Raw genomic sequence first — 25,696 nt, forward strand, 5'->3', positions numbered from 1 at the left:
GACGACCTTTGGGTTATGAGCCCAACGAGCTACCAACTGCTCCATCCCGCAATATAAGCAGAACTTCTTTCGTTTTGCGAGTGCAAAGATAGAGTATCTATTTTACATTTCCAAATATCAGATGATAAATTATGCTTTCACTACATTAAAATGAAACAAATAATTAATAATAATCCTTGTCTATTCTAAAATAAAATGACAATTTTGTGTCGTAATAAATATCAAATCAGATTTATAAACGACACTATTTATGAAAAAAAGTTTTACCTTTTTGAAAGTTATCTGTGTGGCTATACTTTTGTCTATTATGGGAATTTCTGAGGGTCTTGCACAAGGACTTAGAACTTCTTATTTCATGGACAACGTTCCGGCCAGACTTAAAATGAACCCTGCCTTGCAACCCGCCAGAGGATATTTTAATATTCCGGCTATCGGTGCCATCGGATTATCTGCTTCTTCCAACAAATTGAGTATCGATGATTTTATCGACATTATCGAAAACGAGAATGACTTTTTGAATAGCGATAAGTTCATCAGTCGTCTGGACAACAAGAACACGATGAATATCGACTTGACGGTGGACATTATTTCTTTCGGTTTTTACAGCGGGAAAGGATTTTGGACTGTAAATTTGGGAGCTCGGTCCATCATTAGCGCCTCCATCCCGAAGAGTATGTTCGAATTTGCCCGTTACGCTAATATTGATCCGGATTTAGACGACAGGCTCAACCTCGATTACGACATCCGGGATATGGAACTCCATGCGGATATTTTCACTGAAATAGGATTAGGATATTCCCGTCCCGTAACAAAAGACCTGACTGTCGGGGGACGCGTGAAAGTTTTAGTTGGATTAGGTAACCTAGATGCTAAAATTGATCAGATCACCGCAAAAATAAACACGGAAGATATTTTAAGTTATCAATCTTGGAAAGTAAAAACCAAAGGACGATTGGAAACTTCCATGAAAGGATTAGAATTTGGGTATAATTCAGATGGCGGATATATTGATGATATTGACTTTGATTCTCCCGGAGTATCCGGTTATGGATTCGGTATCGATTTAGGAGCAAGTTACAATTTTCTTGGTTGCATTAATGTATCGGCAGCCATCCTCGACCTAGGATTCATTAGTTGGACAAAATCATCTACCACGATTGCCACGACAGACAGCGAACATGATTACGGTGATTTCTCTAATTTCGATCCAAATAATTATGAAACTTACGAGGCAGGAGACGTGTTCGACTTCGACTTGATCCAATTCCAAACGGAAGAGAAAACCAAAAGCCGGAGTACCAGTCTTCGTTCAACCTTGAACCTCGGTGCAGAATATACCCTTTTGAATAACAAGCTCGGATTCGGTCTGTTGTCCTCTACTCAATTCACTCAGCCTAAAGCTTACTCCGAATTGACACTTTCAGCAAACTACCGTCCGAGAAACTGGTTTGGGGCAACATTAAGTTACTCTTTCTTACATAGTGACTTCGAAACGCTGGGAATAGGCTTGAAATTAGGCCCTGTTTTCATCGGTTCCGACTATTTGATGACCAAATCAGCAGGTGACGCCAACCGGGTAAATGCCTACTTAGGTGTTAGTGTTCCTCTTGGCAAAAAGAGATCAGACTATCGTAGATAATAAATCTCCGGATATAAAAAATGGGAAGTTTGCATTTGAAACTTCCCATTTTTTATGTTCTCACACGGACACTACTTTCCCCAAGGGAACGTACCAAATATAACCTGCCACATCGGTATAGCCCATCTGTCGTAATGTTTTACAATAAAAACCAACCTGCCGGATATACGATTTTTCTTCTTTCTGACCGAATTTATAATCCACAACAATGGCTTTTTTCCCATCAACCATAACCCGGTCCGGACGAGCTTTTCCCGAGTTACAGAAAAGTATATCCCGTTCATTAATAACCTTATATCGACCATCAAACCATGCCGAATGGACTGGATTATTCAAATAAGACACCACCTGCTCCCGGTATTCCTCCCTTTCCACCAAGGTAAGTAAACCCGAATGATACATATCATTTACCGCCCGATCGACATCATCCACCGTCTCGATACGACGGAATATCTCATGTAACATCTTCCCCTCGTCAACGGCAGAAATCTCTGTTGTCTCCGGGTCCGTGTAATCTTCATATTTATAGCGGACACTCACTCGCTCGTTCAATTCATAAATCGGATATTCCGCCAGACTTAATGTATCATCGTCTTCTATTTTTTCCTTACCGGCTATCAACTGTTTCTCCCCGATGATCAAGCTCGAATTCTCGGAATTCCATTCCGGCATCCCGCTTGCCTCCAAAACTTGAAAGAGAAAAGCACCAATATCTGACGATTTCCCTTCTTTCGTTATCTTGGGTGCGTAAGGCAGAACATACAACTCCCGTTCCGCCCGCGTGAACGCCACGTAAAGCAGATTCAAGTTGTCAACATAAGCCTTCACGTGTTCACTGAGGTAATCCTCCCGGAAATGACTATCTGCCAGTTTAGAGGAATAGTTCAATGGTGCATACTCCAAATCCCTAAACCCCTCCTCCCGGTTCTTACACCATATCCGGCGCCCGTGACGGATATCATCAAGCTCCCAAGCACAGAAAGGAATAATAACCGTTTTAAATTCCAACCCTTTGGATTTATGTATCGTGAGAATTCGCACGGCATCCACTTCTTCCGAGGTAGATAACACTTTTTTATCCTTTTCCTTCTCCCACCATTCAAGGAAAATAGGAATACTGTTCGTGTTGTTTTTCTCGTAATCAAAGAGAATATCTTGGAAAGCGATCAAGTAAGGCAATTCTTCCATCCTAGCCCGTAAACCGAAAGCCTCAATAATCGTCTCCGTGATCTCGAACAAGGAACTAAATGTCAGTTTCTCCGGCTCCCGTAAAAACGGCAAGTCGATCGTGTCAAGAAAACTCTCGTCCGTACTACCGGCCTTGAAAAGAACATCTTCCCGTGAAGTATCTTCACCCCTGACAAAAGTTCGGTAATTATAAAGCAACACCGTTCGATTCACCGCATCATACGGTTCCACCATGTAACGTAGCACGTTAATAATTAATTCCACGTAAGGCGACGAGGAAACGTATAGCGAATCATTAGATATAAAAGGTATCGGAAAAGGAATATTCTCCCGCTTGTTATATTCTATCAAGTAATCAGCCACGAAAGCACCTTCCTTACCGTTACGCACAAGAATCACACAGTCTTTCAGTTCTCCACCCCGGTGCATCGTGTCATTGACAACATCCACGACAGAGTCCATGATCTCCGCATCACTCCCCTCTTCTTGTTTTTCCCCACTGAAACGGATCTCCACGTACCCACTTCCCGAACGGCTCACAAGTTGCTCCGGCCGGGAATAGGCTTCGGTGATCGAACGGGAATAAACATTCTCTTCTCCACATTCATTGTCATACAACTCCTTTAATTGCCGTGCAGCTAGGATAAAGAACTGGTTATTGAATTCCACCACCTCCTTGTAACTCCGCCAATTATGCTCCAGAATCACGTTATCCGTACCGAAAGTAGCCAAATCACGCTCTACCCCTTCCGCCAACAAACGCCAGTCCCCGTTACGCCATCGATAGATGCTTTGTTTCACGTCCCCCACGATCATAGCCCTTCCTCCCTCGGAAAGCGTGTTCACGACAAGTGGCAGGAAGTTTCCCCATTGCATGGTCGAGGTGTCTTGAAACTCGTCAATCATGATATGCTTGTAGAAATTCCCTGTTTTCTCGAACAGGAAAGAAGTATCATTCCCGGCAATCAGCATGTTAAGTAACCGGGTGGTGTCACTCAGTAACATGAGCCCTTTTTCGTCACAATAATCTCTCACCTCCCCGTACAAGTCATTCAGAATCCCCAATTGGTAAAGATTCTTCGAGAGCAAAACCGCAGACACGTAATCCCGAAAATTCTCGTCATAATACTCAACACTTTCCCGCAAGTTCGTATTCAGTTCCGGGTAGATATGCTCAATCAATGTCCGGATCGACGAATCATGCTTTTTGGTCACCCATTCATCCGGATTATCTATTGCTTTTCGGGCAGAATCGGGAATCTTATCCAGACTCTTATCCCGTAATTTGTAAAAATAATTTATAAAACTTCGTTTCCCTCCTTTAAAATCTTCCGCGTGCAATCCATTCTCCTCGATATTCCGGCAAGCAGACCGACCGAACATCTCCATGCGATCCTCGAAACGGGAGATCACACCTTGCAAGAACATCTTATAACCTTTCAGGAATCCTCGATCGTTAAACTTGTCCCTCACATCCTTGTCGAAAAGCATATAACTCTCTCCAAACAACTCCTTCCCCAGCTCCGCGATCTTACTCTTCACGCTCCACGATTTGGCATCCTCCACGCTATCACTCATCAACTCGGTAATCCACGCCCTTAGCTCCTTATCCTTATTCATGCGTTGCATCACTTGATCCACGGCTCGCTGTAACACGTAGTCACTATCCAACTCGACATTATAACCGGGAAATATCCCCAGTTCACGGGTAAACGCTTTGATTACCCGTTGAAAAAAACGATCAATTGTCGTCACGGATAACCGCCCGTAATCGTGCAGAATCAAAGTACGTAACACTCCGGCCCGTTCCCTTACCTGATCGTCTGTCAATTTCAGCGTCCGTTTAAGTTCCTCCCGGTAATCACTCTTCTGACCTTCCGCCAGCTTGTTCAATTCCCGCACTATACGGGATTTCATTTCTTCCGTGGCCTTATTGGTAAAGGTCACCGCAAGCACATTTTTATACTCAGAAGAAACATTGAAAACGATCTTGAAATATTCCATCGTTAAAGCAAACGTCTTCCCTGCACCGGCTGAGGCCCGATATACACGCAACATACAATATGAAATTTAGAATTTAGAATGTAAAATGTAGAATTTAGAATGTGGTAAAGGGTTTTCTTGGTATACATTTTAATTTCTACATTCTACATTCTACATTCTAAATTATTAAAGTCTTGAAGTTAATATCGCTCTCACATTATCCACGTTCACATCATCGATACCACCTAGGGCAAAATCCCCCCGTTCACGGAAACGCTTTTCAATACGGTCGATCGTGTCGATACCCACGCCATAATCAGACAGGCGGGTCTTCACGCCCAATTCATTGAAAAATTGTTCCGTACGGGCAATCGCTTGATCGGCAGCATCGGGCTGATCTGTGTCAATATTCCACACACGTGCGGCATATTGCAACAATTTCTCACGACGTTTAATTTTCGTGGCATTCATCACTCCCGGTAAAACGATCGCCAGCGTGATTCCATGATCCAACCCGTTGAAAGCGGTCAATTCATGACCGATATGGTGAGTTGACCAGTCTTGCGATACCCCGCAGGCAATCAAACCGTTCAACCCCATCGTGGCTGCCCACATGAAGTTGGCCCGATCTTCATAATTCGGTTTCTCGGCATGAATCAACTTCGGTCCCAACTCAATCAAAGTCTTCAAGATTGATTCAGAGAAACGATCTTGAATCTCAGCTTGTTCCGGGAAAGTATAATATTGTTCCATGACATGCACGAAAGTGTCAACCACCCCGTTAGCCACTTGTTTCATGGGCAATGAATAAGTCACCATCGGGTCCAGTACAGAGAATTTCGGGAACACGTGGCGAGAATTAAACGCCAATTTTTCCAAAGTGGACTGGCGAGTGATCACACCGCCACTATTCATTTCCGATCCTGTAGCCGGAAGGGTCAGTACGGCTCCCAACGGAAGTGCCGCGTTCACCCGTGCGCCCTTTGCCACGATGTCCCAAGGTTCATTCCCCTCGAAACAAGTTGCAGCAGCAATAAATTTCGTCCCGTCAATCACGGAACCTCCTCCTACAGCTAGAAGAAATCCCACGTTTTCCTGTTTTGCCAATTCCACGGCCCGCATCAAAGTCTCGTATTTCGGGTTCGGCTCGATACCCCCGAACTCTACAATATCAAACCCTTGCAACGCATCCATCACTTGTTCGTAGACACCGTTTTTCTTGATGCTTCCACCACCGTAGGTCATCATAACTTTCATCCCTTTCGGAATCCATTTTGCGATCTCGGCAATTTTTCCTTTCCCGAAAAGAATTTTCACGGGATTGTAATAATCGAAATTTCTCATGCTTTAAAATCGTTTATAACTGTTCCATAATTTTGGTTTCATCCTTGATACGTTTCTCTAAACGCTTTATGTAATCCGTAATATATACGGACAAATTGTCATTGATGTTATTTGCTTGTAATGTTTTCAAAGCCGCCTCCAATAAAGCTTTCGCTGACGAGAAGTTACCATCTTTTTCATAGAACCATGCCAAGTTCACCGCAGCACGAGCCGCTACTCTGGGCTTCAGGTTCAAGGCCGCATTCCATATCCGCTGAGCCTCTTCATCATTCTCGTTCTCAAAATGATAGTAACCGAGATTCAACAGACGGTTATTCGTGTAAATCCTACGTTGTTCGGGTTTCCATGTCGGCGTCAAACGTTCCGCGTACTTCACCCCGTTATTGTAGAAAAAATTACATATTATATCATAATTATTTCCCTCGAACAGCGTCTCGTCCACATCATCCAATTTATGAGTAGTTGCGGAATCCACCACAACACCATCCGGGTCATATAAACGCACGAAAAGATTGGTATCAAGCATCAACCGACTCGCACCATCCAACCCGAACTCACAATATTCCACCGAGAGAACGTATGTTTGTCCGGAAATCTTTTCCAATGCGGCAATACCTGCCGGGGAAATCGGTGCAGGAGTATACCCGTCCGGAATATATCCCGTGTTCAATCCCAACCCTTTAACCAGTAAGATAGGTTGTACCCCGTTACGTAACCCATCACGCACCCCATTATAGAAATGATTGACAACCTCGTCCCGCCGTAACCGCAAACTAGCAAACAACTGGTACGCAGAGAGAGAATCCGACTCATGCACCAATTTCCGGTCGATAAACAAAATTTGTGCATTCTTGTTTCCGATATTCAGCTCTCCCGGATGCAACACGTCTATATTCAGCACTTTGTAACTACTACATGAGGCTAATAAGCCCACAAATAAAAATGCCCCGACTATCTTTAGCCCGGCCTTCATCTTATATTTTACACGCCTTTCCATGAAATTACTTGTTTGTTTTATTTTGAGTTTACAAAAAGTGAGCCACAATCACGGCCTGACTTTTCGGCAACCATTCAAATACGATGTTTTAAAAGTAGAAATATTCCGGGAAATAACCAAACGGTCATCGAGAAAAAACAACTTCCCGGATAAAGCGTGCGAATTGTCAATAAATTATTAGTTTCCTTTAGGACGGTATAAATAAACTAAACGTCGGAACACCGTTGGATATGTAGTAGATTATTCATTCCTTTGCTTAACTATTTAGATGGAAAAATGAAAGAATCTGCGACTATCAATATCAAGGAACTCGCCCGGCGGGTACCCCCGGATTATACCTCGGAAAGTCTAATCATTTATAACCATGTGACCCATGAAAAAGCATTCATTGGAGAAGAAATCAGTAGACAGGGGTTCATCGTGACAGAAACCTGTTCTTTCTCGCTTTGTACCCGGGGAGAAGCGGAAATCATGATCAATACTCAAAACTATCATATCAAAAAGAACCACTTGATTGTCGTGCTTCCCAAGCAAGTCATCAAACCGATTCATACAACACCGGATTACGAGACAAAGATTATTTTCATCTCGTCAGACTACTTCAAAGAGAAATGCCAAGAAATGATTCCCTTGCGATTTAAAATGCAATTCCATCCGGTTGTTGGACTTAAAGAGGGTGAAATTAAACTATTGGAATCATATTATTCACTATTATCTAGGAAAACAGATAAACTGAATCCTCATTTTTCTGAACTAGCCGTACATAAACTAGCACATGCTTTATTTTATGATCTTTACAATTTCGTTTATCGTCATATGCAAGATAAAGATTTTGAGTTATCACACCCCAATAGCATATTCAACCGATTCATCACGCTCGTCGAAGAATATCACCTCAAAGAACGAGACATTATTTTCTATGCAAACAAATTATGTCTAACCCCTAAATACCTATCATCCGTCATTCATGCCGCTAGCGGAAAATTTGCGGGGGAATGGATTGACGATTACGTGATCACGCTGGCAAAATCCCTACTTGTTTCAAGTACCAAGACCATACAGGAAATCAGTTATAGCCTGAATTTCCCTTCTCCATCCACCTTCACGAAATTCTTCAAACGTATCATGAAGATGTCCCCTCGGGAATACAGGAACAATCAATTAAACAACACAACACACAAAATATCATGATTGACCAGATAAATTTATTCACTGGCGACGCATCTATTCAATATAGTATAACATTAAACATTATTCTATTGGCCGCTATCGTCATTCTTACCCTCATTTTCTACTTGATAGCACGAAAGCGAAAATACGAAAGACTGGTAAAGGAGAAGCAATTAGACACGCAACAAAAGTTCGCTCGAGAACTTCTTGATTCCGTACCGGCGGGATTTATTCTATTAACCCCGAATGGGACAATCAAACAGGTAAATCGTCAGGCCGCTACCGAACTCGGAGTACAAAAACAAGACATAAGGGATAAAAACATTCGGGAAGTATTTTCAATTTTCCACGAGAACCTCAATATTCTGGATAAACTTTTGAGTCTCCTACAAAAAGACGAGCAGGAAGTTACACTCCCACCTGACACGTTCATCCACGGGGCAACCAATGCCATCTCTTTTCTGGTGAAAGGCTATTTCAAAAATGTTACCGGAGAAGAAGATTCAAATTATATCATATTCACGTTCCGAAACGTCGTGACCGAACTTACCCAAGAATACGTGTTGAACATGGCCCTACACCGCACGAAAATATTTCCTTGGTCATACGATATAAAATGTAATCTGATGATTATTGATCCCCGTTATTTCGAATACCTTGGAATTCCTGCCGGGGATTGCACGCTAACAAACGAACAATTTGCCCAAATGGTGCATCCCAATGATATTGAAGGGGTAATCACGGCTCTTACGCTCACTGTTCATGGAAGTTTAATCGAGACCCCCGTGAGCTACCGTCTTCGGCGAGGCGACGGACAATGGGAATGGTTCGAGGCCCAATCCACTTATCTCGGTCAAGGAACACAAACTCCTTTCCGGCTCGTTGGTGTCTGCATGAGTACACAGGAACACAAGAAAATTGAAGAAGAATTAACCAAAGCCCGTGACAAAGCACAACAAAGCGATAAACTTAAAAGTGCATTCCTTGCCAACATGAGCCATGAAATACGGACACCGTTAAATGCCATTGTCGGCTTTTCCAATTTACTGGTTGATGGAGATATGTCTTTCCAGAAAGAGGAGATCAAAGAATTTTTATCATTGATATACCTGAATTGCGAACAGCTACTAGCACTTATATCCGACATACTCGATCTCTCAAAAATAGAATCCAACACGATGGTTTTCAACATAACAGAACAACCGCTTACGCCTTTATTACAAAATATCCTACGAGCCCAACAAATAAATGTCCCGCAAGAGGTAGAATTACTTTTGGACCTTCCTGCAACCGACACGATCATCACGACCGATCCCCTACGCTTAAAACAAGTCATTAACAACTTGATCAACAATGCTATCAAGTTCACCTCCAAAGGAGCAGTCACACTTGGTTACAGGCAGAATAACGATCAGGTTTCCATTTTCGTGAAAGACACAGGTAGCGGAATTGACGAAGATAAGATAAACCGTATTTTCGAACGTTTCTACAAGGGTGACAATTTTGTTCAAGGAACAGGACTAGGCTTAGCAATCAGCCATACAATCATAGAGCATCTAAAAGGGACAATCACGGTAACCTCCAAAGTTGGAGAAGGCTCCTGTTTCACAATTCAACATCCGGTAAAAAAAATGGGGTATTGAATTTCAATACCCCTATCGTCTCGCATCTGCGACAATTATAACCAAACTTTTAAGCGGATCTTACATATTCATTCCCCCACAAACGTGGATTGTCTGACCTGTCACGTAAGCAGACAAATCAGAAGCCAAGAATACGCATACCTTTGCAATATCTTCCGGAGTACCGCCTCTCTTCAATGGAATTTTAGCAGCCCACTCCTTACGCACGTCCTCAGACAATTGCGCGGTCATATCGGTAATGATAAATCCCGGAGCAACAGCGTTAGCACGAATATTACGAGAGCCAAGTTCTTTGGCCACGCTCTTCGTGAATCCGATAATCCCGGCTTTAGATGCAGCATAGTTTGCTTGTCCGGCATTACCACTCACTCCTACCACGGAACTCATGCTGATAATGGAACCCGATTTCTGACGTAACATAACGGCAGACACGGCTTTCGTGAAATTAAACACAGATTTCAAATTCACGTTGATCACGGCATCCCATTGTTCTTCACTCATACGCATTAACAAGGTGTCTTTCGTGATACCAGCATTATTTACAAGTATATCTACACGTCCGAATTCTTTAACAATCTCATCCACGGTAGCATTCGTAGCCGCGAAATCAGCAGCATTGGAAGCAAACATTTTAGCTTTCACACCCAAAGCGGCAATTTCTTTTTCGGTTTCCTGAGCTATTTCATCATATCTTAAATCGGTGAAAGCGATGTTCGCTCCTTGACGGGCAAATTCCAATGCCACAGCCTTTCCGATTCCTCTTGATGCCCCCGTGATAATGGCGGTCTTTCCTTCTAATAACTTCATAATTACAGTTTTATTTAAACCTAAATTTAAACCGGAACCACTTGTCAAGTGATCCCGCGGCGGGAAAATCCCACCCGATCAAGCGACAAAGTTAGTGATTTAATTCAAACCAAGAAATTATTTTCACTTCGATTGTTTATTCTCCTAAAAAGCATTACACTTGTAGTTACAAGATACACCTCAGGCATTTTATATTACACGCAACCAATAACAATACAACATGAAAAACAAGAACCGACTAAAAACATTACTTTTCTCCCTACTGGCAATTCTATTTACAGGATGCGATTACTGGTGTCAAGACGAGTATCACGTGATTAACAATACGGACGACACGCTCCGGATCATCGTGAATTACGACACGCTCCGGCTATATGGGAATTGGAGAACCGAAGAAAACATGGACACTCGATTGGACGACACCACTCATGTCGTCTACCCCCACACCAAAATAGTATTGGAAGAAGGATCTGAACTATGCGGCAAATACTATAAACCAGATGATTACAGGTTTGAAGACAATGATCTTCAATTCTGGGGAAAATGGATTCAACATATCTATGCCAATACAATTCCCGTGGAATACTCCTACTGGAATCCGGAAAAATGGACATTTAAATCCAAACGAAGATTAAGAAAATATGAACTCATCTTTGACAAACACGAATAAAAATATGAAACAAAAGATTCAACCCAACAAACAAGAACATTCTCCAACGTACACGACTGATTTTAACACATCTCTAAATGATATTGTCATTTATCAAACGGAAGATGGAGAAATCAGGTTGGATGTAAAAATGGATAAAGAAACTGTGTGGTTGACACAAATACAGATGAGTGAATTGTTCCAAACGGACCGAACCTCCATTGTACGTCATATAAACAATATTTATAAAAAACACGAATTAGAAATAGAACGAACCTGTGCAAAAATTGCACAGGTTCGTAAGGAAGGAAAAAGGAATATAACCAGAAATATTCCTTATTATAATCTAGACATGATAATATCCGTTGGTTACAGAGTTAATTCAAAACGCGGTACCCAATTTCGTATCTGGGCAAATAAAATATTAAAGGACTATCTAATCAAAGGATATGCTATCAATCAGAAAATACAGTTAGAACGTTATCAAGAACTGAAAGAAATGGTTCATATTCTTGGTCATACAATCAAAAACCAAGAACAGTTAACATCCGATCAATCTAAAGGATTACTAGCTGTCATAACCGATTATGTTTATGCCCTTGATACGTTGGATAAATATGATTATCAGCAACTGACAATAGAAGAAACAACAAAAAATGACAAGTTTCACGCAACCTATGAAAATGCAATGGAAGCCATTCAACTTTTAAAAGGTAAATTCGGTGAAAGTAACTTATTTGCACATGAAAAAGACCAGTCATTCAAAAGTTCAATTTCAACCATTTATCAAACTTTCGATGGCATTGAACTATATCCAAGCGTAGAAGAAAAAGCTGCAATGTTACTCTATCTTGTAACAAAAAATCATTCCTTCAGCGACGGGAATAAACGGATCGCTGCCATGTTATTCCTTTGGTTCATGGAAAATAATGGAATCTTGTATCGATCCAATGGAGAAAAAAGGATTGCGGATAATACCCTAGTAGCTCTTACACTGATGATAGCAGAAAGCCACACGGAAGAAAAAGATAGTATGGTCAAAGTCGTCGTAAATTTAATCAATCAAAATAACTAATATATGGAACAAGAAATTCAACTCAACGAACACAACAAACAAGAATATCCACCTATGCACACGGCGGAACACCTACTAAATTCTCAGATGGTCAAATACTTCCATTGTGAACGTTCTTTCTCCGCCCATATAGAGAAAAAGAAATCCAAATGTGATTACCACTTCAAAACGGCACCTTCTGCCGAAGACATTGCCACCGTGGAGCAAGCGGTAAACGACATTATACAACAAAACATCAACGTGGAAGAAATTTTCTACCCGATCGATCAGGTGCCGGCAGGCATCAACCTTACCCGCCTTCCTGAACCGGGTATAAAGACCGTGCGGGTAATCCGTATCGGGGATTACGATCAATGCGCCTGCATCGGACTTCATGTCACCAACACGGCCGAGATCGGCACGTTCCGCATCATCTCGTTCGATTTCAATGATGGAGTATTGCGTATTCGTTTCAAACTCGGAAAATGAAATAAGAGTAAATAATAAACTTTTCCCCGAAAATGAACTTTTTTGTAATGTCTGCATTACAAATTGATTATTTATTTCTACTTTCGCGCTAACGATTGCGAGTAACTATATATTTAAAATAAAAATATCATGAATCTCCTTGAACAAATCAAAGAAAATGCGAAGAAGTGCAACAAACGGATTGTACTTCCGGAAGGAACAGAAGAACGTACGTTGAAAGCAGCCGACATCTTGATAGGTGAAGGTATTGCTCAAATCATCTTGATCGGTAATCCGGCTGAAATTAAAGCGTTGGCCGAGAAATTCGAGTTGAAAAACATCGGTAAAGCCACAATCATCGATCCCGAAAATCACGAGAAGAAAGAAGCGTATGCAGACCTTTTGGTTGAACTTCGCAAGAGTAAAGGTATGACAAAAGAACAAGCTTTGAAACTCGTTCTTGACCCGCTATACCTTGCCACTTTGATGATCAAGAGCGGGGATGCCGATGGTGAAGTTGCCGGAGCAAAAAATGCTACCGGAGACGTGTTACGTCCCGCGTTACAGATCGTGAAAACCTTACCGGGTATGTCTGTTGTATCAGGAGCATTCTTGTTATTAACCAACAAACCGGAATATGGAGAAAACGGCCTAATCGTATGTGCCGACTGTGCCGTACTGCCTAATCCGACCGCGGAAGAATTGGCCCAGATCGCAGTGGCTACTGCCGGAACAGCCAGAGCTATCGCTAAAATCGAACCGAGAGTTGCCATGTTAAGTTTCTCCACCAAAGGATCAGCTAAAAACGAACTGGTTGACAAAGTAGTGAAAGCAACGGAACTCGCCAAACAAATGGCTCCCGACGTGATGATCGACGGTGAAATGCAAGCTGACGCAGCCCTCGTGGCATCGGTAGGTGCCAGCAAAGCCCCGGGCAGTCCCGTGGCCGGTAAAGCTAACGTGTTGATATTCCCGAGTCTTGAAGTTGGAAACATCAGCTATAAACTCGTGCAACGTATTGCCGGAATTGAAGCGGTGGGTCCCGTCCTCCAAGGAATGGCAGCCCCGATTAACGACCTGTCAAGAGGTTGTTCCGTAAGTGACATCGTGAACCTTGTTGCCATCACGGTAAATCAGGCAACGGCAAAATAGACTTTTATAGACTCAACAAGTATTACCATTTTCAAATTAAATTATAATGAACGTATTAGTTTTAAACTGCGGTAGCTCCTCTATTAAATATCAATTGCTTGACATGGCAGGAGAACCGACGTTACTCGCTAAAGGATTGGTGGAAAAGATCGGTTTACCCGTGGGAAGTTTCACTCACAAACCGGAAGGAAAAGATAAATACGTGGTAGAAGAACCTATCGCGGACCATACAGCCGGGATCGATCTGATCTTGAAAGCTCTGGTTGACCCGAAACATGGGGTAATCAAGGCCTTGACGGACATTAATGCCGTGGGACACCGCGTAGCTCATGGAGGTGAATTCTTTGCTAAGAGCGCCCGTGTTGACGAGGATGCCAAGAAAAAGATCGCCGCTTGCTGCGAGTTAGCCCCACTTCATAACCCCGCAAACTTGAAAGGAATCGAGACCATGGAGAAACTGTTACCGGGCGTACCACAAGTAGCAGTATTCGACACGTCATTCCACCAAACTCTTCCGAAAGAAGCATATATCTACGGGCTCCCATACAAATACTACGAGGATTATCGTATCCGTCGTTACGGATTCCACGGAACCTCTCACAAGTTCGTGGCTGAAAAAGCATGTAAAATACTGGGATGGAATATTGAGGAGAAAAAAATCATCACTTGCCACTTGGGTAATGGTTCATCCATAACCGCCATCAACAAAGGTAAATCCGTTGACACCTCCATGGGTTTCACTCCCAATGCTGGTGTGATCATGGGAACCCGTACGGGAGACCTTGACTTGGGAGCATTATTGTATATCTGCGAGAAAGAAGGTTTAAACGCAGCACAGGCAAACGACCTAGTAAATAAGAAATCAGGATTGCAAGGAGTATCTGAAGTTTCTTCCGATTGTCGTGACTTACAGGCTGCAGCTGAATCCGGAAACGACAAGGCTCGCCTCGCCCTTGATATTCTTGCTTATGATGTGAAGAAATACGTGGGTAGCTATGCTGCCGCCCTAAACGGAGCGGATTTGATCGTCTTCACCGGGGGTATCGGGGAAAATGACAGTGAAGTACGTGAACAAGTATGTACCAACATGGAATACATGGGTATTCACTTTGATGTTGCCGCCAATAAAGGCGTTCGCGGACAAGACAAAGTACTGTCTACCGCCGATTCCAAAGTAATCGTGATGAGCATCACCACGGACGAAGAATTGGTTATCGCAACGGACACCATGAATCTAGTGAAATAAGCTATTATTTCTATATAAAAAAAGAACGATCTGCATCACAGATCGTTCTTTTTTATATACGTTCAGTCATCATGCTTGAAAAGACAACCGATTGATTTTCTTGCCAGTTAGAACTTGGATTTCCCGAATTTTAGACTGTTCCTCTTCCGAACAGAACGTCACCGCTGTACCGAAATGTCCCGCACGCCCGGTGCGCCCGATACGATGTACGTATGTTTCAGCCACATCAGGCAGATCATAATTTATGACAATCTCCAACTCCTGAATATCAATTCCTCGAGCTGCAATGTCAGTGGCTACCATCACCCGGATAGCTCCTGCCTTAAAGTTCGACAGAGCTCGCTGGCGTTGTCCTTGTGATTTATCCCCGTGAATCGCCTCACTCTTGATGCCGGACTTCTTCAACAAGCGTGATATATTATCTGCCCCATGCTTGGTACGTGAAAAAACAAGCACCGACTTTTTCTCTTGTTTCAACAAGGAAACAAGAAGTTTCTTCTTTTCCGGTTTCTCCACGAAATAGACACATTGTTCCACCGTGTCAACGGCAGAAGAAACCGGGGTTACCTCCACCCTCGTCGGGTTTGAAAGAATACTTCTCGACAAATTCACTATATCCTTAGGCATCGTTGCCGAGAAAAACAGCGTCTGCCGCTTTGTCGGCAGCATGGGTAACAAACGTCGTATATCCGCAATAAATCCCATATCCAGCATCCTGTCAGCCTCATCCAGAACAAAATGCGTAATTGATGAAAGATTCACGTATCCCTGCCGGATCAAATCGAGCAAACGTCCCGGTGTGGCAACAAGAATATCTACTCCTGCCTGCAACAGATCCGTCTGCGGTCCTTGTTTCACTCCGCCGAATATAATTGCGTGCCTAATCCCCGTGTACTTCCCGTAATCCGTGATATTCTCTCCGATCTGGATAGCCAATTCACGGGTTGGCGTTAAGATTAAAGCCTTAATTGCCCGTCTTTTCACGAGACGTCCTTTATTGCCTCGTGTTTCCGAACTTTTTTCCTCCGAACGATCAGCCAGTAAATGTTGCAGGATCGGTATAGCGAACGTCGCTGTCTTACCGGTTCCGGTCTGGGCAATTCCTAGCATATCGCCACCACTAAGAGCCACAGGTATACCCTTCTCTTGTATCGGGGTGGGCTTTTCATATCCTTTTTCACAGATAGCCTTTAAAATAGGCTCTGCAATTTCTAATTCTCTAAATGTCATAATAAATAATTGTTACGTTTAAAATTGCCTCCAGCCATTTTCGGTTCGTACATATAAACCTACTCGGGCAAAGAAACTGTCTGAACAAAGAAAGCTTACAAAGGTCAATTCAACGATGGAAAGAGCCGAACGGAATATGTCCGGAAAATACAAAGAAGATAAAGATCAAAATGAACTCACAATGTTTCACGGCACAAAGATAGTTAATATAATTCAGTTTACACCATATTTCTTGGAATAATTGCAAAAACCCTTATCTCAATAGCTTATTTCTCAGAAAAAAGAACGTTTACTTCCTTTCATCTGTCGAATTCGTTATATTTGCCAATCAATCACTAAAAACGTAAAAGATGGGCGTGTTTCGTAAATTTCCCCGCACCTTTTGGGTGGCTAATACTATTGAATTATTTGAACGCTGGGCATGGTATGGTTTCTTCATGCTTTTTGCCAATTACCTCACGGGATCATCCGACATGGGTGGTCTGGAATTCACGCAAAGTCAAAAAGGAATCTTGATGGGTGTGGGAACGGGAATACTCTACTTCCTGCCCGTCTTGACCGGGGCCATAGCTGACCGCTACGGTTACAAAAAAGTACTGGCCCTCGCTTTCGTGATCTACACGTCCGCCTTCATCTTCCTACCCATGTTCTCCACGTTCACGGGAGTATTCCTCATGTACCTTTACTTGGCTCTGGGTGCCGCCCTGTTCAAACCGATCATCTCGGCCACAATAGCCAAGACCACAACGGATGAAACAGCTTCCATCGGATTTGGCATCTACTACATGATGGTTAACATCGGCGCTTTCTTCGGACCGATGGTCACCCTTTTGTTCAAAGGATCGTCCAACCTCGTGTTCTATGTATCGGCTGGTATTATCGCACTGAACTTCGTGCTACTTCTTTTTTACAAGGAACCCCACCGGGGAGTCGTGCAACAGACTTCTCTCACTCGCACCTTCGGGGATATATTCCGGAATATGTTCAGTATTGTGAAAGACTTGAAATTCGTGGTATTCCTGCTCATCGTGGCCGGATTCTGGACCATGTACAACCAACTCTTCTTCACCCTACCCGTCTTTATCTCGCAATGGATAGACACGAGCGTGTTGTACCATTTCTTTGAAAAGTATATCCCTTTCATCAGCACCAACTACAGTCCGGCTCCGGGAGTTATGGATGCTGAATTCGTGACGAACTTCGATGCCCTCTACATTATTATTTTCCAGATTATCGTGTCAAGTGTCGTGATGCGCATGAAACCCCTTAAATCCATGATTTCGGGATTCCTTGTCTGCTCCATCGGAATGGCCCTCACCCTATTCTCACAAAACGTGCTGTTCACGCTTGTGGCGATACTGATCTTCTCGCTGGGAGAAATGGCCGGATCCCCGAAAATCACGGAATATATCGGCCGGATTGCCCCACACGACAAAAAGGCTCTCTACATGGGGTACTCCTTTATCCCCGTCTTCATTGGTAACGTTTTTGCCGGAATTATCTCCGGTGTAGTTTATCAAAATATGGCGGATAAAGTGATGATCACTCGTCAGTTTGTTGCCGAAAAAGGCCTCCATTTACCGGACGGTTTGTCAAATAACGCCTATTTCGAGCATGTAGCCCAACAAGTCAACCTCACCCCTCACGAGTTAACCAACCTACTATGGAACGAGTATTCCCCCTCCAACATATGGATGGTAATACTGGCTATCGGGCTAGGCACTACCTTGTTGCTCTACATTTACGACCGGGTGATAAATAAAACTAAAAGATAAAAACTAAAGGATAAAAGTTTAAAATCTTAAATCTTAACATCCTCATTCTGCAGCGGACAATCAATAAAGCATTATATTTGTACTCGTAACACTAAAATAAAAGCAAAACATGAAAAAGAGTTATATTGTAATAGGAGTAATTATCGTCATCGTGATTGGAATCTTCATGTGGTTCAAAGGAAGTTACAATCAGATGGTAACCCGGAGTGAGAACGTATCCTCCCAATGGTCGAACGTGGAAAATCAATACCAACGTCGTCTGGACCTAATCCCGAACCTCGTGAACACGGTGAAAGGCTACGCGGAGCATGAACAGAACACGTTGACCCAAGTCGTGGAGGCCCGTGCAAAAGCCACGCAAATGCGGGTAAACTTTGATCAACTGGACGAGCAAACCATCCAGAAATTCAATAATATGCAAGGCGAACTTTCCTCTGCCCTCTCCCGTTTGATGGCGATCTCCGAGCAATACCCGGACTTGAAAGCCAACGAGAACTTCCGTGACTTGCAAGCCCAACTGGAAGGAACAGAAAACCGAATTGCCGTTGAAAGACGCAAATTCAACGAGGAAGTGAAAGGTTATAACGCCTACATTCGTTCATTCCCAAAAAACATCATCGCCGGGATGTTCGGTTTCCTCCCGAAACCTTACTTTGAGGCTGCCGCCGGTGCAGAAAAAGCTCCGGAAGTTAAATTTTAAACAACTACCCCCTCTAACTCCCCCTGTGTAAGGGGGAGTTAGAGGGGGTAGTTGAAAAGATAAAAATCAAAAAGCGTTGGCCTCGTGCGACTGGAATCTAAAATTTAAAATCTAAAATCATCAGCTTATGTCTCCCGAAAAAGCTTTTACCCAACAACAAAAAGATGCCATGGTAGCCGCTATCAAGCAAGCGGAAAAAGACACGTCCGGGGAAATCCGGGTACATATCGAAAACCGTAGTAAAATAGACGTACTTGACCGGGCTGCCGACGTTTTTGCCCACTTAAACATGCACAAAACGGCGCAAAGAAACGGTGTACTGATCTACGTGGCCTTACTCGACCACAAATCCGCGATCCTTGGAGATGCCGGGATTAATGCCAAAGTACCCGCGGACTTCTGGGATTCAATCATGAAAAACATGGTTGCAAAATTCAAGGAAGGCAAGATCACGGAAGGCATCTGCGAAGCCGTCATCACCGCCGGTGAACAATTGAAAGTATACTTCCCCTATCAAACCGATGACGTGAATGAACTTCCCGACGAAATCTCCTTTCAGTAAAGGAACATCACAGGTTTACACGAACAACCTGAACTTCTAATTTGTAATATATAGCAAAATGATAAAAAAACTCCTCATATTATTCACCGTCATCGCGGGAACCCTGCTCTCCGTTCATGCTCAGGATATTCCGGAACCCATGACCCCGAAACGCATCGTGAATGACTTCACGGGATTATTCAGCACCCAAGAACGAGCTGCGCTGGAAAAGAAACTGGTAAACTTCAATAATAACTCCTCCACCCAAATCGCCGTGGTCACCGTACCTTCACTCAACGGGTACGACATCAACGACTATGCTGCCCGTCTCGGGGAAAAATGGGGTATCGGACAAAAGGGAAAAGACAACGGTATCGTCATTCTGATTAAACCCAAATCCGGAAGAGAAAAAGGAGAAGTGGCCATTTCCGTCGGTTACGGGTTGGAAGGTGTCGTTCCGGACGTGACTGCCTCCCGCATCATCCGTAATGAAATCATTCCCGCTTTCCAAGCTGACAACTACTACAAAGGTATTGACAAAGCCACTGACGTGCTAATCGACTTATCAAAAGGAGAATACACCGCGGACGAGTACAAGAAAAAGAACGAAGGCAGTCCTTTTGACATCGTGATCGGGTTCATTGTTTTCGTGATCATCCTGTCACTCATATTCCGAAAACGGGGCGGCGGAGGTTACTCACCCGGTCACACCTCCGGTCGCGGCGGGTTCTTCATCTTCCCCATGGGCGGTGGCAGTAGCGGCGGATTCGGTGGATTCAGCAGCGGTGGCGGGTCATTTGGTGGATTCGGCGGTGGTTCATTCGGTGGCGGTGGTTCCAGTGGTAGCTGGTAACGGTCACCGGATCAACTGATCCACTCGATAAAACGATCAGCGTACTTGATATACAGCAATACCCACACCAGAAAGCGGGCGAAACGCCCCACGAGCATATAGAAAGCGGACATCTTCGGACGGACACGATAAAATCCGAGGGCAATGGCAAACAAATCTCCCACGATCGGCAACCACGTGAAAAGAGCAAGCCAAACGCCGTAACGATCCACGTGTCCTTTCTGTTGCTCCAACTTCTCTCGTTTCACCTTGAACCAGCGTTCAATCCAGTCCCAGCGTCCCAGCCACCCGATCCAGTACGAGGTCAACCCTCCCAGCCAGTTACCCACCGTGGCTATCGCCAAGCATCCCCACACGTTCCCCCCTAAAGCCAGCACGCCTACCAACAGCACGTCGGCACTCATCGGGATAATCGTTGACGCCAGAAAAGAACCGATAAACAACCCCCAGTATCCTAAACTTACCAGTGTATCCATAACTTAATTCATATCATCATTCAATTTCTTCGGGTCTCGCAGAAACTCCAAGTTCCATACCTTCTCTGCTTTACGCCCCAGCAACCAGAAAGATATAGCCAGTATAAAAAAGAACAACCCGGCATGCATGACATCCCACAGCAGGGAGAAATACAACGTGTAAATACCCAACAGAAAAAAAGTGATCCCGAACCCACGGGCAACGGCATCATCCCGTTTCAAACCTACAAATATAGCCACTACCGAACCGAAAAGGATCAGCAAATTCCAAGCCCACAACTCCACCTGTTTCGTGGAATACCAACGAATCCAGCTTTCCGAATTCCCGAATATAGAAAGGAACCACAACGAGATAAACAGGTAAAGCATTCCCACCACGTATGTAGAGTAATCAAAAGTCGTGAACCACTTCTTTCCGGCCAGCAAGAAACGACATACTACCAGCAATCCCCCGAAAGCCACGTAACGCTGCGGGTAATTCAGTCCCAGAAAATGATTGCCCCAGTCACTCAGATACCCTGTCTCGGCCCCGTACCACGCTCCCAGCGACAACAAGGCAAACACCCACACCTGCACCGACGAGAAGTAAAAGCCCAGCACGGCATAAATCACCGCCGCCAGTAGGAAAAGCAAGGAAAAATGCCCGCTCCCGTTATCCATGGCCGCCCCCAAGTAACCGACCGAGACTGCCGTCAGCAACACGCCCAAAAAAAGAATTGTCTCGTTACTGAAAACCTTGTAAGGCATCCGTTTCCGTCGTCGCCACCCCCAGTAATACACCAAGACCGCTCCCACGGCAAACACGCCGCTGGCCAAAGAATAGGAGGAAAGAAACAATCTTTCAAGCAAATCCATGATCAAATGATCCGCCAACACCGACACCACGGCGATCACCCCGCACACGATGGCTATCCAGAACGAATACTTCGCCAACTCCTTCCACTCGAAAGATCGCACCGTGTAACTTTCCTTCAACCGATCCGCCGTACTCACGTCAATCGTGCCGTCCGCCTCCCATCGCTCGATCACCCGTTTCAACAAATCCCCTTGCGACTTATTTAACTTCATGCCTGCTTTCTTTTATAATTCGACGTAAAGATAGAAAATAAATGTAACCACACGAATAATTAATTATTTTACCTTTGCGGTGTAAATTGAAAAGCTATGCAAGAAGATACTTTTTACCAAATACGCCGCAAGCTACACCAACACCCCGAACTCTCGGGACACGAAGCTCAGACGGCCCGTTTCGTCGAGGATAAATTACAAGCATTCAACCCGACCAAAATCATCCGTCACGTGGGCGGCCACGGGCTGCTCGTAGAATACTTCTTCTCGGAAGACGGTCCCACCGTCCTGTTCCGAGCAGACATAGATGCCGTCGCTGTACAAGAACCGGAGGAGATATCCCACCATTCACAAACTCCGGGAGTGGCGCACAAGTGCGGTCACGATGGTCACACGACCATACTGCTCCGGTTTGCTCGAATGTTATCGGAACACCCGTTGACAAAAGGACGCATACTGCTCCTTTTCCAACCGGCAGAAGAGAACGGCTCTGGCTCAAAAGCCGTGCTGGACACGAAGGTGCTGGACTATTACCAGATCGACAAGACGTTTGCCCTGCACAACATACCGGGCTACCCGTTGCACGCCGTTCTCTGCAAGGAAGGTAGTTTCACGTGTGCCGTGGTGAGCGTTTCCATCACGCTCACGGGAAAAACCTCACACGCCGCAGAACCACAGAAGGGTATCAGCCCTATTCCCGCCATGCTCACAATTGTTGATGAGTTATCACGCTGGAATAACACCGATATGCAATCCGACGACTACTTTCTCTCTACCATAGTAGAAATACACGTCGGGGAAGAAGCATACGGCGTGTCGGCTGGAAACGGCGTGATCCGAGCCACGCTTCGAGCCAAGACAGACAAACTGCTACACCAACACGCCGAGCAACTAAAAAATCTGGTAGCCACCGAGTGCGAACGTACTCCCGGCTTGCAACACGAGATGGAATGGTTGGAACCGTTCTCCGCCAATGAAAACGACCCGCAGTCCGTGAGTCTGGTAAAAAGTGCAGCCATTCGCAACAATTTACCATACTTAGAATTACAGACACCATTCAGCTGGGGCGAAGACTTCGGCTTATTCACACAGCAATATAAAGGAGCCATGTTCGGTCTAGGTTCCGGGGAAAACTGCGCCCCGCTCCACTCCCCGCAGTATGACTTCCCAGACGAAGTGATTGAAACAGGAGCAACCCTGTTTTACACGATCGCCGAAGAAAATCAGGGACTATGATGTAAGCGTGTTTTGGGAACTTACTAATTTTAGATTTATAATTTATGATTTTAGATTCCAACCGCACAAGGCTAACGCTTTAACTAGAGGTGTGTCAAAAGGCATTTTTCAAACTCCCTCCCGGCTTCGCCGTACTCCCTCTATAAACAGAGGGAGAGTTGAAATACTCCCTGTCTTCGGGAAGAGTCTCCAGCTCCTCCTCTGTTTATAGAGGAGGTGGCACGAAGTGACGGAGGAGTTCTTTGAGGATAAAATACCTTTTGACGCACCCTCCTTAATCTAAAATCCCTAAATCTAAAATTAACAAGGGTTTTATATCCCCTTTCTCAGGGTTATCCATCCTTGTTACCTGATGGTTGAGTGATTGTTAGGCGGCAATTAGGCGCCATCGCCCGATACTCGCCCGCTTATCGCCCGATCATAGCCGCCATTTTAACAGATGATAATTAAAAATAACACGAACGAATATCCTGTCAAGTAAACCAACAACGAGACAACTTACTCTCAAAAATAAAATTACGAGCCATTATATCCCCAAGAAAAGCCGGGATTTAGGAATACATCGCCTATTCCGTTACCATATCATAGACACCCGACCATGAAAATCCCCAATAAGCGCCAGTTTCATCACGCCATTCATCAATACCAAGAGGGATATAAGTGGCTATCCCGCTAAATTTTTCCTCCGGTATCTCCGTGTAATAAAATGGATTCGTTACATTTTTATAGATCACGACCTGATTATCCAAAAAATCACGATATTCCTTGTAAAGTCCTTCTCTCCCCTCGGTCATATACTTCATATACTCTCCCAAATCAAAAAACCTGTCATACTTGAAGTATTCCACCATAGGATAGCAATAAACGGCATTCTTGTCTATCGTGGCTACATTCTCTTTCTTCCCTTGCAAAACCTCACGAGTAAGATCAAATAAATGCTCCATCCCGTCCATCTTTATCAAGGCAATCGTACCAAACCGATTAGCGGCATTATACGTGTTATAATAATCCCAAAACTCATCACACACTTTCACCAAATCCTTCTCCAAATCCGTACCCTTCCCCCAGAAATAAGGCATCACCCGGGTATAAGGGAAACCCGGTGCCGGAAGTTCAGCCGGGGAGGCAATCACGTATTTTGCCTTGTCCCGCAAATCATAAAGCACTTCAATAGAAGACATCAGACAAGCATCGAACAGGATAAACTCCAGATTCTCCTTGTTGAAAGGAATTGCCTTTGCCATATCCCGCGTGTCCATCTCGTTCGGTCCGGTATAATCCGTACCGAAACTCCGGGTCAGCACGGGTTCGGCATATAACATCCGACTACTCCGACCAAATCCCCCTGAAGGAATCCACCCTGAAGCATGTGAACCAAGAATTAAACCATACGAATCTGACGGGTACAAATCTTGCATCTCATTCAATATCTTTTTCAGCACTTCCGGGTCCGCGGAATCCATCTCCTCATACGTTTTTAGCACTTGTTTCTCCACCTCTTTTCCGTTAAATCGGAACGTGTAAAGCTCCGGTGCGGCATTGGGAGCATCAAAATAAATCACAATATTCGCATTATAACTCTTCTTCCAAGCGGACATCATGGAACTGATATTCTTCTGCATATGCCCCGAAAGATTATTATCTCCCGCCAAATAAACCATCAACGTCCTTGTCTTCTGTGGCTCCACGTCATTTTTCTCGCAGGACACGAGGAAAAAGAAAAGAATCACACCGATATATTGAATAATTCGCATAACTTCCTTGCAATAATTACATAAATTTGTGCAAGATAGTAAAAATCACTGATATATTCCCATTTTATCAAGCCTTTCTTTCATGGTTGACAAAATCATACACGGAAAAAACAGGACAGTTTCAGTTCGTGAAACTTTTCGTTACTTCGTTCTGTTTTTAGTGATCGCCCGAATCCGGCTCAGATGTTCCGAGGAAATCCCCAAGAAAGATGCGATATGCTGCAACTGCACCCGACGCAGTATCTCCGGTTTTTCCCGCAATAACTGCATATACCTATCGGCTGCAGGTTCCGAGAGGTTGGCAATCAGATGGTGTTCTGTCCTCACAAATTCCCGCTCAATCAATCGCCTTGCCCAGTTACAAATAACAATATCGTTACAATACAAATCCTGTAAATCCTTCCCACTCACCCGGTAGAGTTCCGAATCTTCCAAAAGCACCATAGTCTCGTAACCTTTCTCCCCGTACACGTACCCTCTGGCAGATATAATCACGTCTCCCTCCTGTCCGAACCAGATCGTGACCTCCCGGCCATCAACCTCGACAAATGCCCTCGCCATTCCCCGCTTGATAAAGTAGATATTTCTCTCCAACTTCTCGTTGTTGAACAAAACATACCCTTTCGGGTAACTCACTTCCGTCAGGTAGGGTTTCAAGCGTTCCAACACGTTTTCATCAATCATACAAGATATTATTATTGTAAAAACAAATATACAGACTTC

22 protein-coding genes are annotated in these 25,696 nt (G+C 44.1%); 13 read left to right on the forward strand and 9 right to left on the reverse strand.

The features are described from left to right. Positions 1-250 precede the first annotated feature (250 nt). Entirely contained in the window at positions 251-1,639 is a 1,389-nt protein-coding gene (locus QVC79_RS02720) for a DUF5723 family protein (RefSeq protein ID WP_270593909.1), read from the forward strand. Positions 1,640-1,699: 60 nt separating this feature from the next. On the opposite strand, the gene QVC79_RS02725 is transcribed toward QVC79_RS02720, so the two are convergent. The 3 genes from QVC79_RS02725 to QVC79_RS02735 all read right to left on the reverse strand — a co-directional run bounded on the left by QVC79_RS02725 (position 1,700) and on the right by QVC79_RS02735 (position 7,151). After that, positions 1,700-4,885 carry a UvrD-helicase domain-containing protein gene (locus tag QVC79_RS02725; protein ID WP_270593908.1) on the reverse strand — a complete coding sequence of 1,062 codons (3,186 nt, stop codon included), beginning with the start codon at positions 4,883-4,885 and terminating at the stop codon, positions 1,700-1,702. 111 nt (positions 4,886-4,996) lie between these two features. Beyond that, positions 4,997-6,154: an iron-containing alcohol dehydrogenase gene (locus QVC79_RS02730; RefSeq protein ID WP_087420145.1), complete on the reverse strand. Its 1,158-nt coding sequence runs from the start codon at positions 6,152-6,154 to the stop codon at positions 4,997-4,999. Between the two features lie 13 nt (positions 6,155-6,167). Then, positions 6,168-7,151, reverse strand: coding sequence for a DUF6340 family protein (locus QVC79_RS02735; protein ID WP_270593907.1), 984 nt, complete (start codon positions 7,149-7,151; stop codon positions 6,168-6,170). Between the two features lie 276 nt (positions 7,152-7,427). Between QVC79_RS02735 and QVC79_RS02740 the strand changes: the two genes are divergently transcribed. Next, on the forward strand, positions 7,428-8,342 hold the full coding sequence (locus tag QVC79_RS02740; protein ID WP_270593906.1) for a helix-turn-helix domain-containing protein: 915 nt from the start codon (positions 7,428-7,430) through the stop codon (positions 8,340-8,342). After that, the gene (locus QVC79_RS02745) at positions 8,339-9,964 is read left to right on the forward strand and encodes a sensor histidine kinase (RefSeq protein WP_270593905.1); all 1,626 of its coding nucleotides are present in this window, start codon (positions 8,339-8,341) and stop codon (positions 9,962-9,964) included. Before QVC79_RS02740 ends, QVC79_RS02745 begins: the two co-directional genes overlap by 4 nt. 60 nt (positions 9,965-10,024) lie before the next feature. Here the strand turns inward: QVC79_RS02745 and fabG are convergent, their stop codons facing one another. Then, positions 10,025-10,771 (reverse strand): 3-oxoacyl-[acyl-carrier-protein] reductase, encoded by a 747-nt coding sequence (gene fabG / locus QVC79_RS02750; protein WP_087420141.1) that lies wholly within the window; start codon positions 10,769-10,771, stop codon positions 10,025-10,027. 220 nt (positions 10,772-10,991) lie between these two features. Between fabG and QVC79_RS02755 the strand changes: the two genes are divergently transcribed. From QVC79_RS02755 to QVC79_RS02775, 5 genes are all read left to right on the forward strand, one after another. Continuing rightward, positions 10,992-11,441, forward strand: a complete 450-nt coding sequence (locus QVC79_RS02755) for a hypothetical protein (protein WP_270593904.1) — start codon at positions 10,992-10,994, stop codon at positions 11,439-11,441. Positions 11,442-11,445: 4 nt separating this feature from the next. Then, positions 11,446-12,495: a virulence RhuM family protein/type II toxin-antitoxin system death-on-curing family toxin gene (locus QVC79_RS02760; protein WP_270593903.1), complete on the forward strand. Its 1,050-nt coding sequence runs from the start codon at positions 11,446-11,448 to the stop codon at positions 12,493-12,495. Between the two features lie 3 nt (positions 12,496-12,498). After that, on the forward strand, positions 12,499-12,963 hold the full coding sequence (locus QVC79_RS02765) for an alanyl-tRNA editing protein (protein WP_087420138.1): 465 nt from the start codon (positions 12,499-12,501) through the stop codon (positions 12,961-12,963). Between the two features lie 129 nt (positions 12,964-13,092). Then, positions 13,093-14,094 carry a phosphate acetyltransferase gene (gene pta / locus QVC79_RS02770; protein ID WP_270593902.1) on the forward strand — a complete coding sequence of 334 codons (1,002 nt, stop codon included), beginning with the start codon at positions 13,093-13,095 and terminating at the stop codon, positions 14,092-14,094. 46 nt (positions 14,095-14,140) lie between these two features. Next, the gene (locus QVC79_RS02775; RefSeq protein WP_270593901.1) at positions 14,141-15,340 is read left to right on the forward strand and encodes an acetate/propionate family kinase; all 1,200 of its coding nucleotides are present in this window, start codon (positions 14,141-14,143) and stop codon (positions 15,338-15,340) included. A gap of 69 nt (positions 15,341-15,409) precedes the next feature. Here the strand turns inward: QVC79_RS02775 and QVC79_RS02780 are convergent, their stop codons facing one another. After that, positions 15,410-16,570 (reverse strand): DEAD/DEAH box helicase, encoded by a 1,161-nt coding sequence (locus QVC79_RS02780; RefSeq protein WP_270593900.1) that lies wholly within the window; start codon positions 16,568-16,570, stop codon positions 15,410-15,412. Positions 16,571-16,920: 350 nt separating this feature from the next. Between QVC79_RS02780 and QVC79_RS02785 the strand changes: the two genes are divergently transcribed. The 4 genes from QVC79_RS02785 (at position 16,921) to QVC79_RS02800 (ending at position 20,439) form a co-directional block, all read left to right on the forward strand. Next, positions 16,921-18,345, forward strand: coding sequence for an MFS transporter (locus tag QVC79_RS02785; RefSeq protein ID WP_270593899.1), 1,425 nt, complete (start codon positions 16,921-16,923; stop codon positions 18,343-18,345). Positions 18,346-18,454: 109 nt separating this feature from the next. Then, positions 18,455-19,045, forward strand: a complete 591-nt coding sequence (locus tag QVC79_RS02790) for a LemA family protein (protein ID WP_087420133.1) — start codon at positions 18,455-18,457, stop codon at positions 19,043-19,045. Positions 19,046-19,172: 127 nt separating this feature from the next. Further along, positions 19,173-19,607 carry a TPM domain-containing protein gene (locus QVC79_RS02795; RefSeq protein ID WP_124317869.1) on the forward strand — a complete coding sequence of 145 codons (435 nt, stop codon included), beginning with the start codon at positions 19,173-19,175 and terminating at the stop codon, positions 19,605-19,607. A 58-nt stretch (positions 19,608-19,665) separates the two neighbouring features. Next, positions 19,666-20,439, forward strand: coding sequence for a TPM domain-containing protein (locus QVC79_RS02800; RefSeq protein WP_124316645.1), 774 nt, complete (start codon positions 19,666-19,668; stop codon positions 20,437-20,439). Between the two features lie 11 nt (positions 20,440-20,450). On the opposite strand, the gene QVC79_RS02805 is transcribed toward QVC79_RS02800, so the two are convergent. Next, positions 20,451-20,915 carry a YqaA family protein gene (locus tag QVC79_RS02805; protein WP_124316646.1) on the reverse strand — a complete coding sequence of 155 codons (465 nt, stop codon included), beginning with the start codon at positions 20,913-20,915 and terminating at the stop codon, positions 20,451-20,453. Between the two features lie 3 nt (positions 20,916-20,918). After that, entirely contained in the window at positions 20,919-21,983 is a 1,065-nt protein-coding gene (locus QVC79_RS02810) for a DUF2157 domain-containing protein (protein ID WP_270593898.1), read from the reverse strand. A gap of 96 nt (positions 21,984-22,079) precedes the next feature. Here QVC79_RS02810 and QVC79_RS02815 point away from each other — a divergent pair, with 96 nt between their 5' ends. Next, complete coding sequence (locus QVC79_RS02815; protein ID WP_270593897.1) at positions 22,080-23,219, forward strand: M20 metallopeptidase family protein; 1,140 nt, start codon at positions 22,080-22,082, stop codon at positions 23,217-23,219. 566 nt (positions 23,220-23,785) lie between these two features. Here QVC79_RS02815 and QVC79_RS02820 read toward each other — a convergent pair. Next, a complete protein-coding gene (locus tag QVC79_RS02820) occupies positions 23,786-24,973 on the reverse strand; it encodes a clostripain-related cysteine peptidase (RefSeq protein WP_270593896.1) in 1,188 nt (395 codons plus the stop codon). A gap of 141 nt (positions 24,974-25,114) precedes the next feature. Next, positions 25,115-25,657 carry a Crp/Fnr family transcriptional regulator gene (locus tag QVC79_RS02825; protein ID WP_124316650.1) on the reverse strand — a complete coding sequence of 181 codons (543 nt, stop codon included), beginning with the start codon at positions 25,655-25,657 and terminating at the stop codon, positions 25,115-25,117. Positions 25,658-25,696 lie beyond the last annotated feature (39 nt).

This window comes from Butyricimonas sp., assembly GCF_019423355.1.
Lineage (GTDB): Bacteria > Bacteroidota > Bacteroidia > Bacteroidales > Marinifilaceae > Butyricimonas > Butyricimonas faecihominis.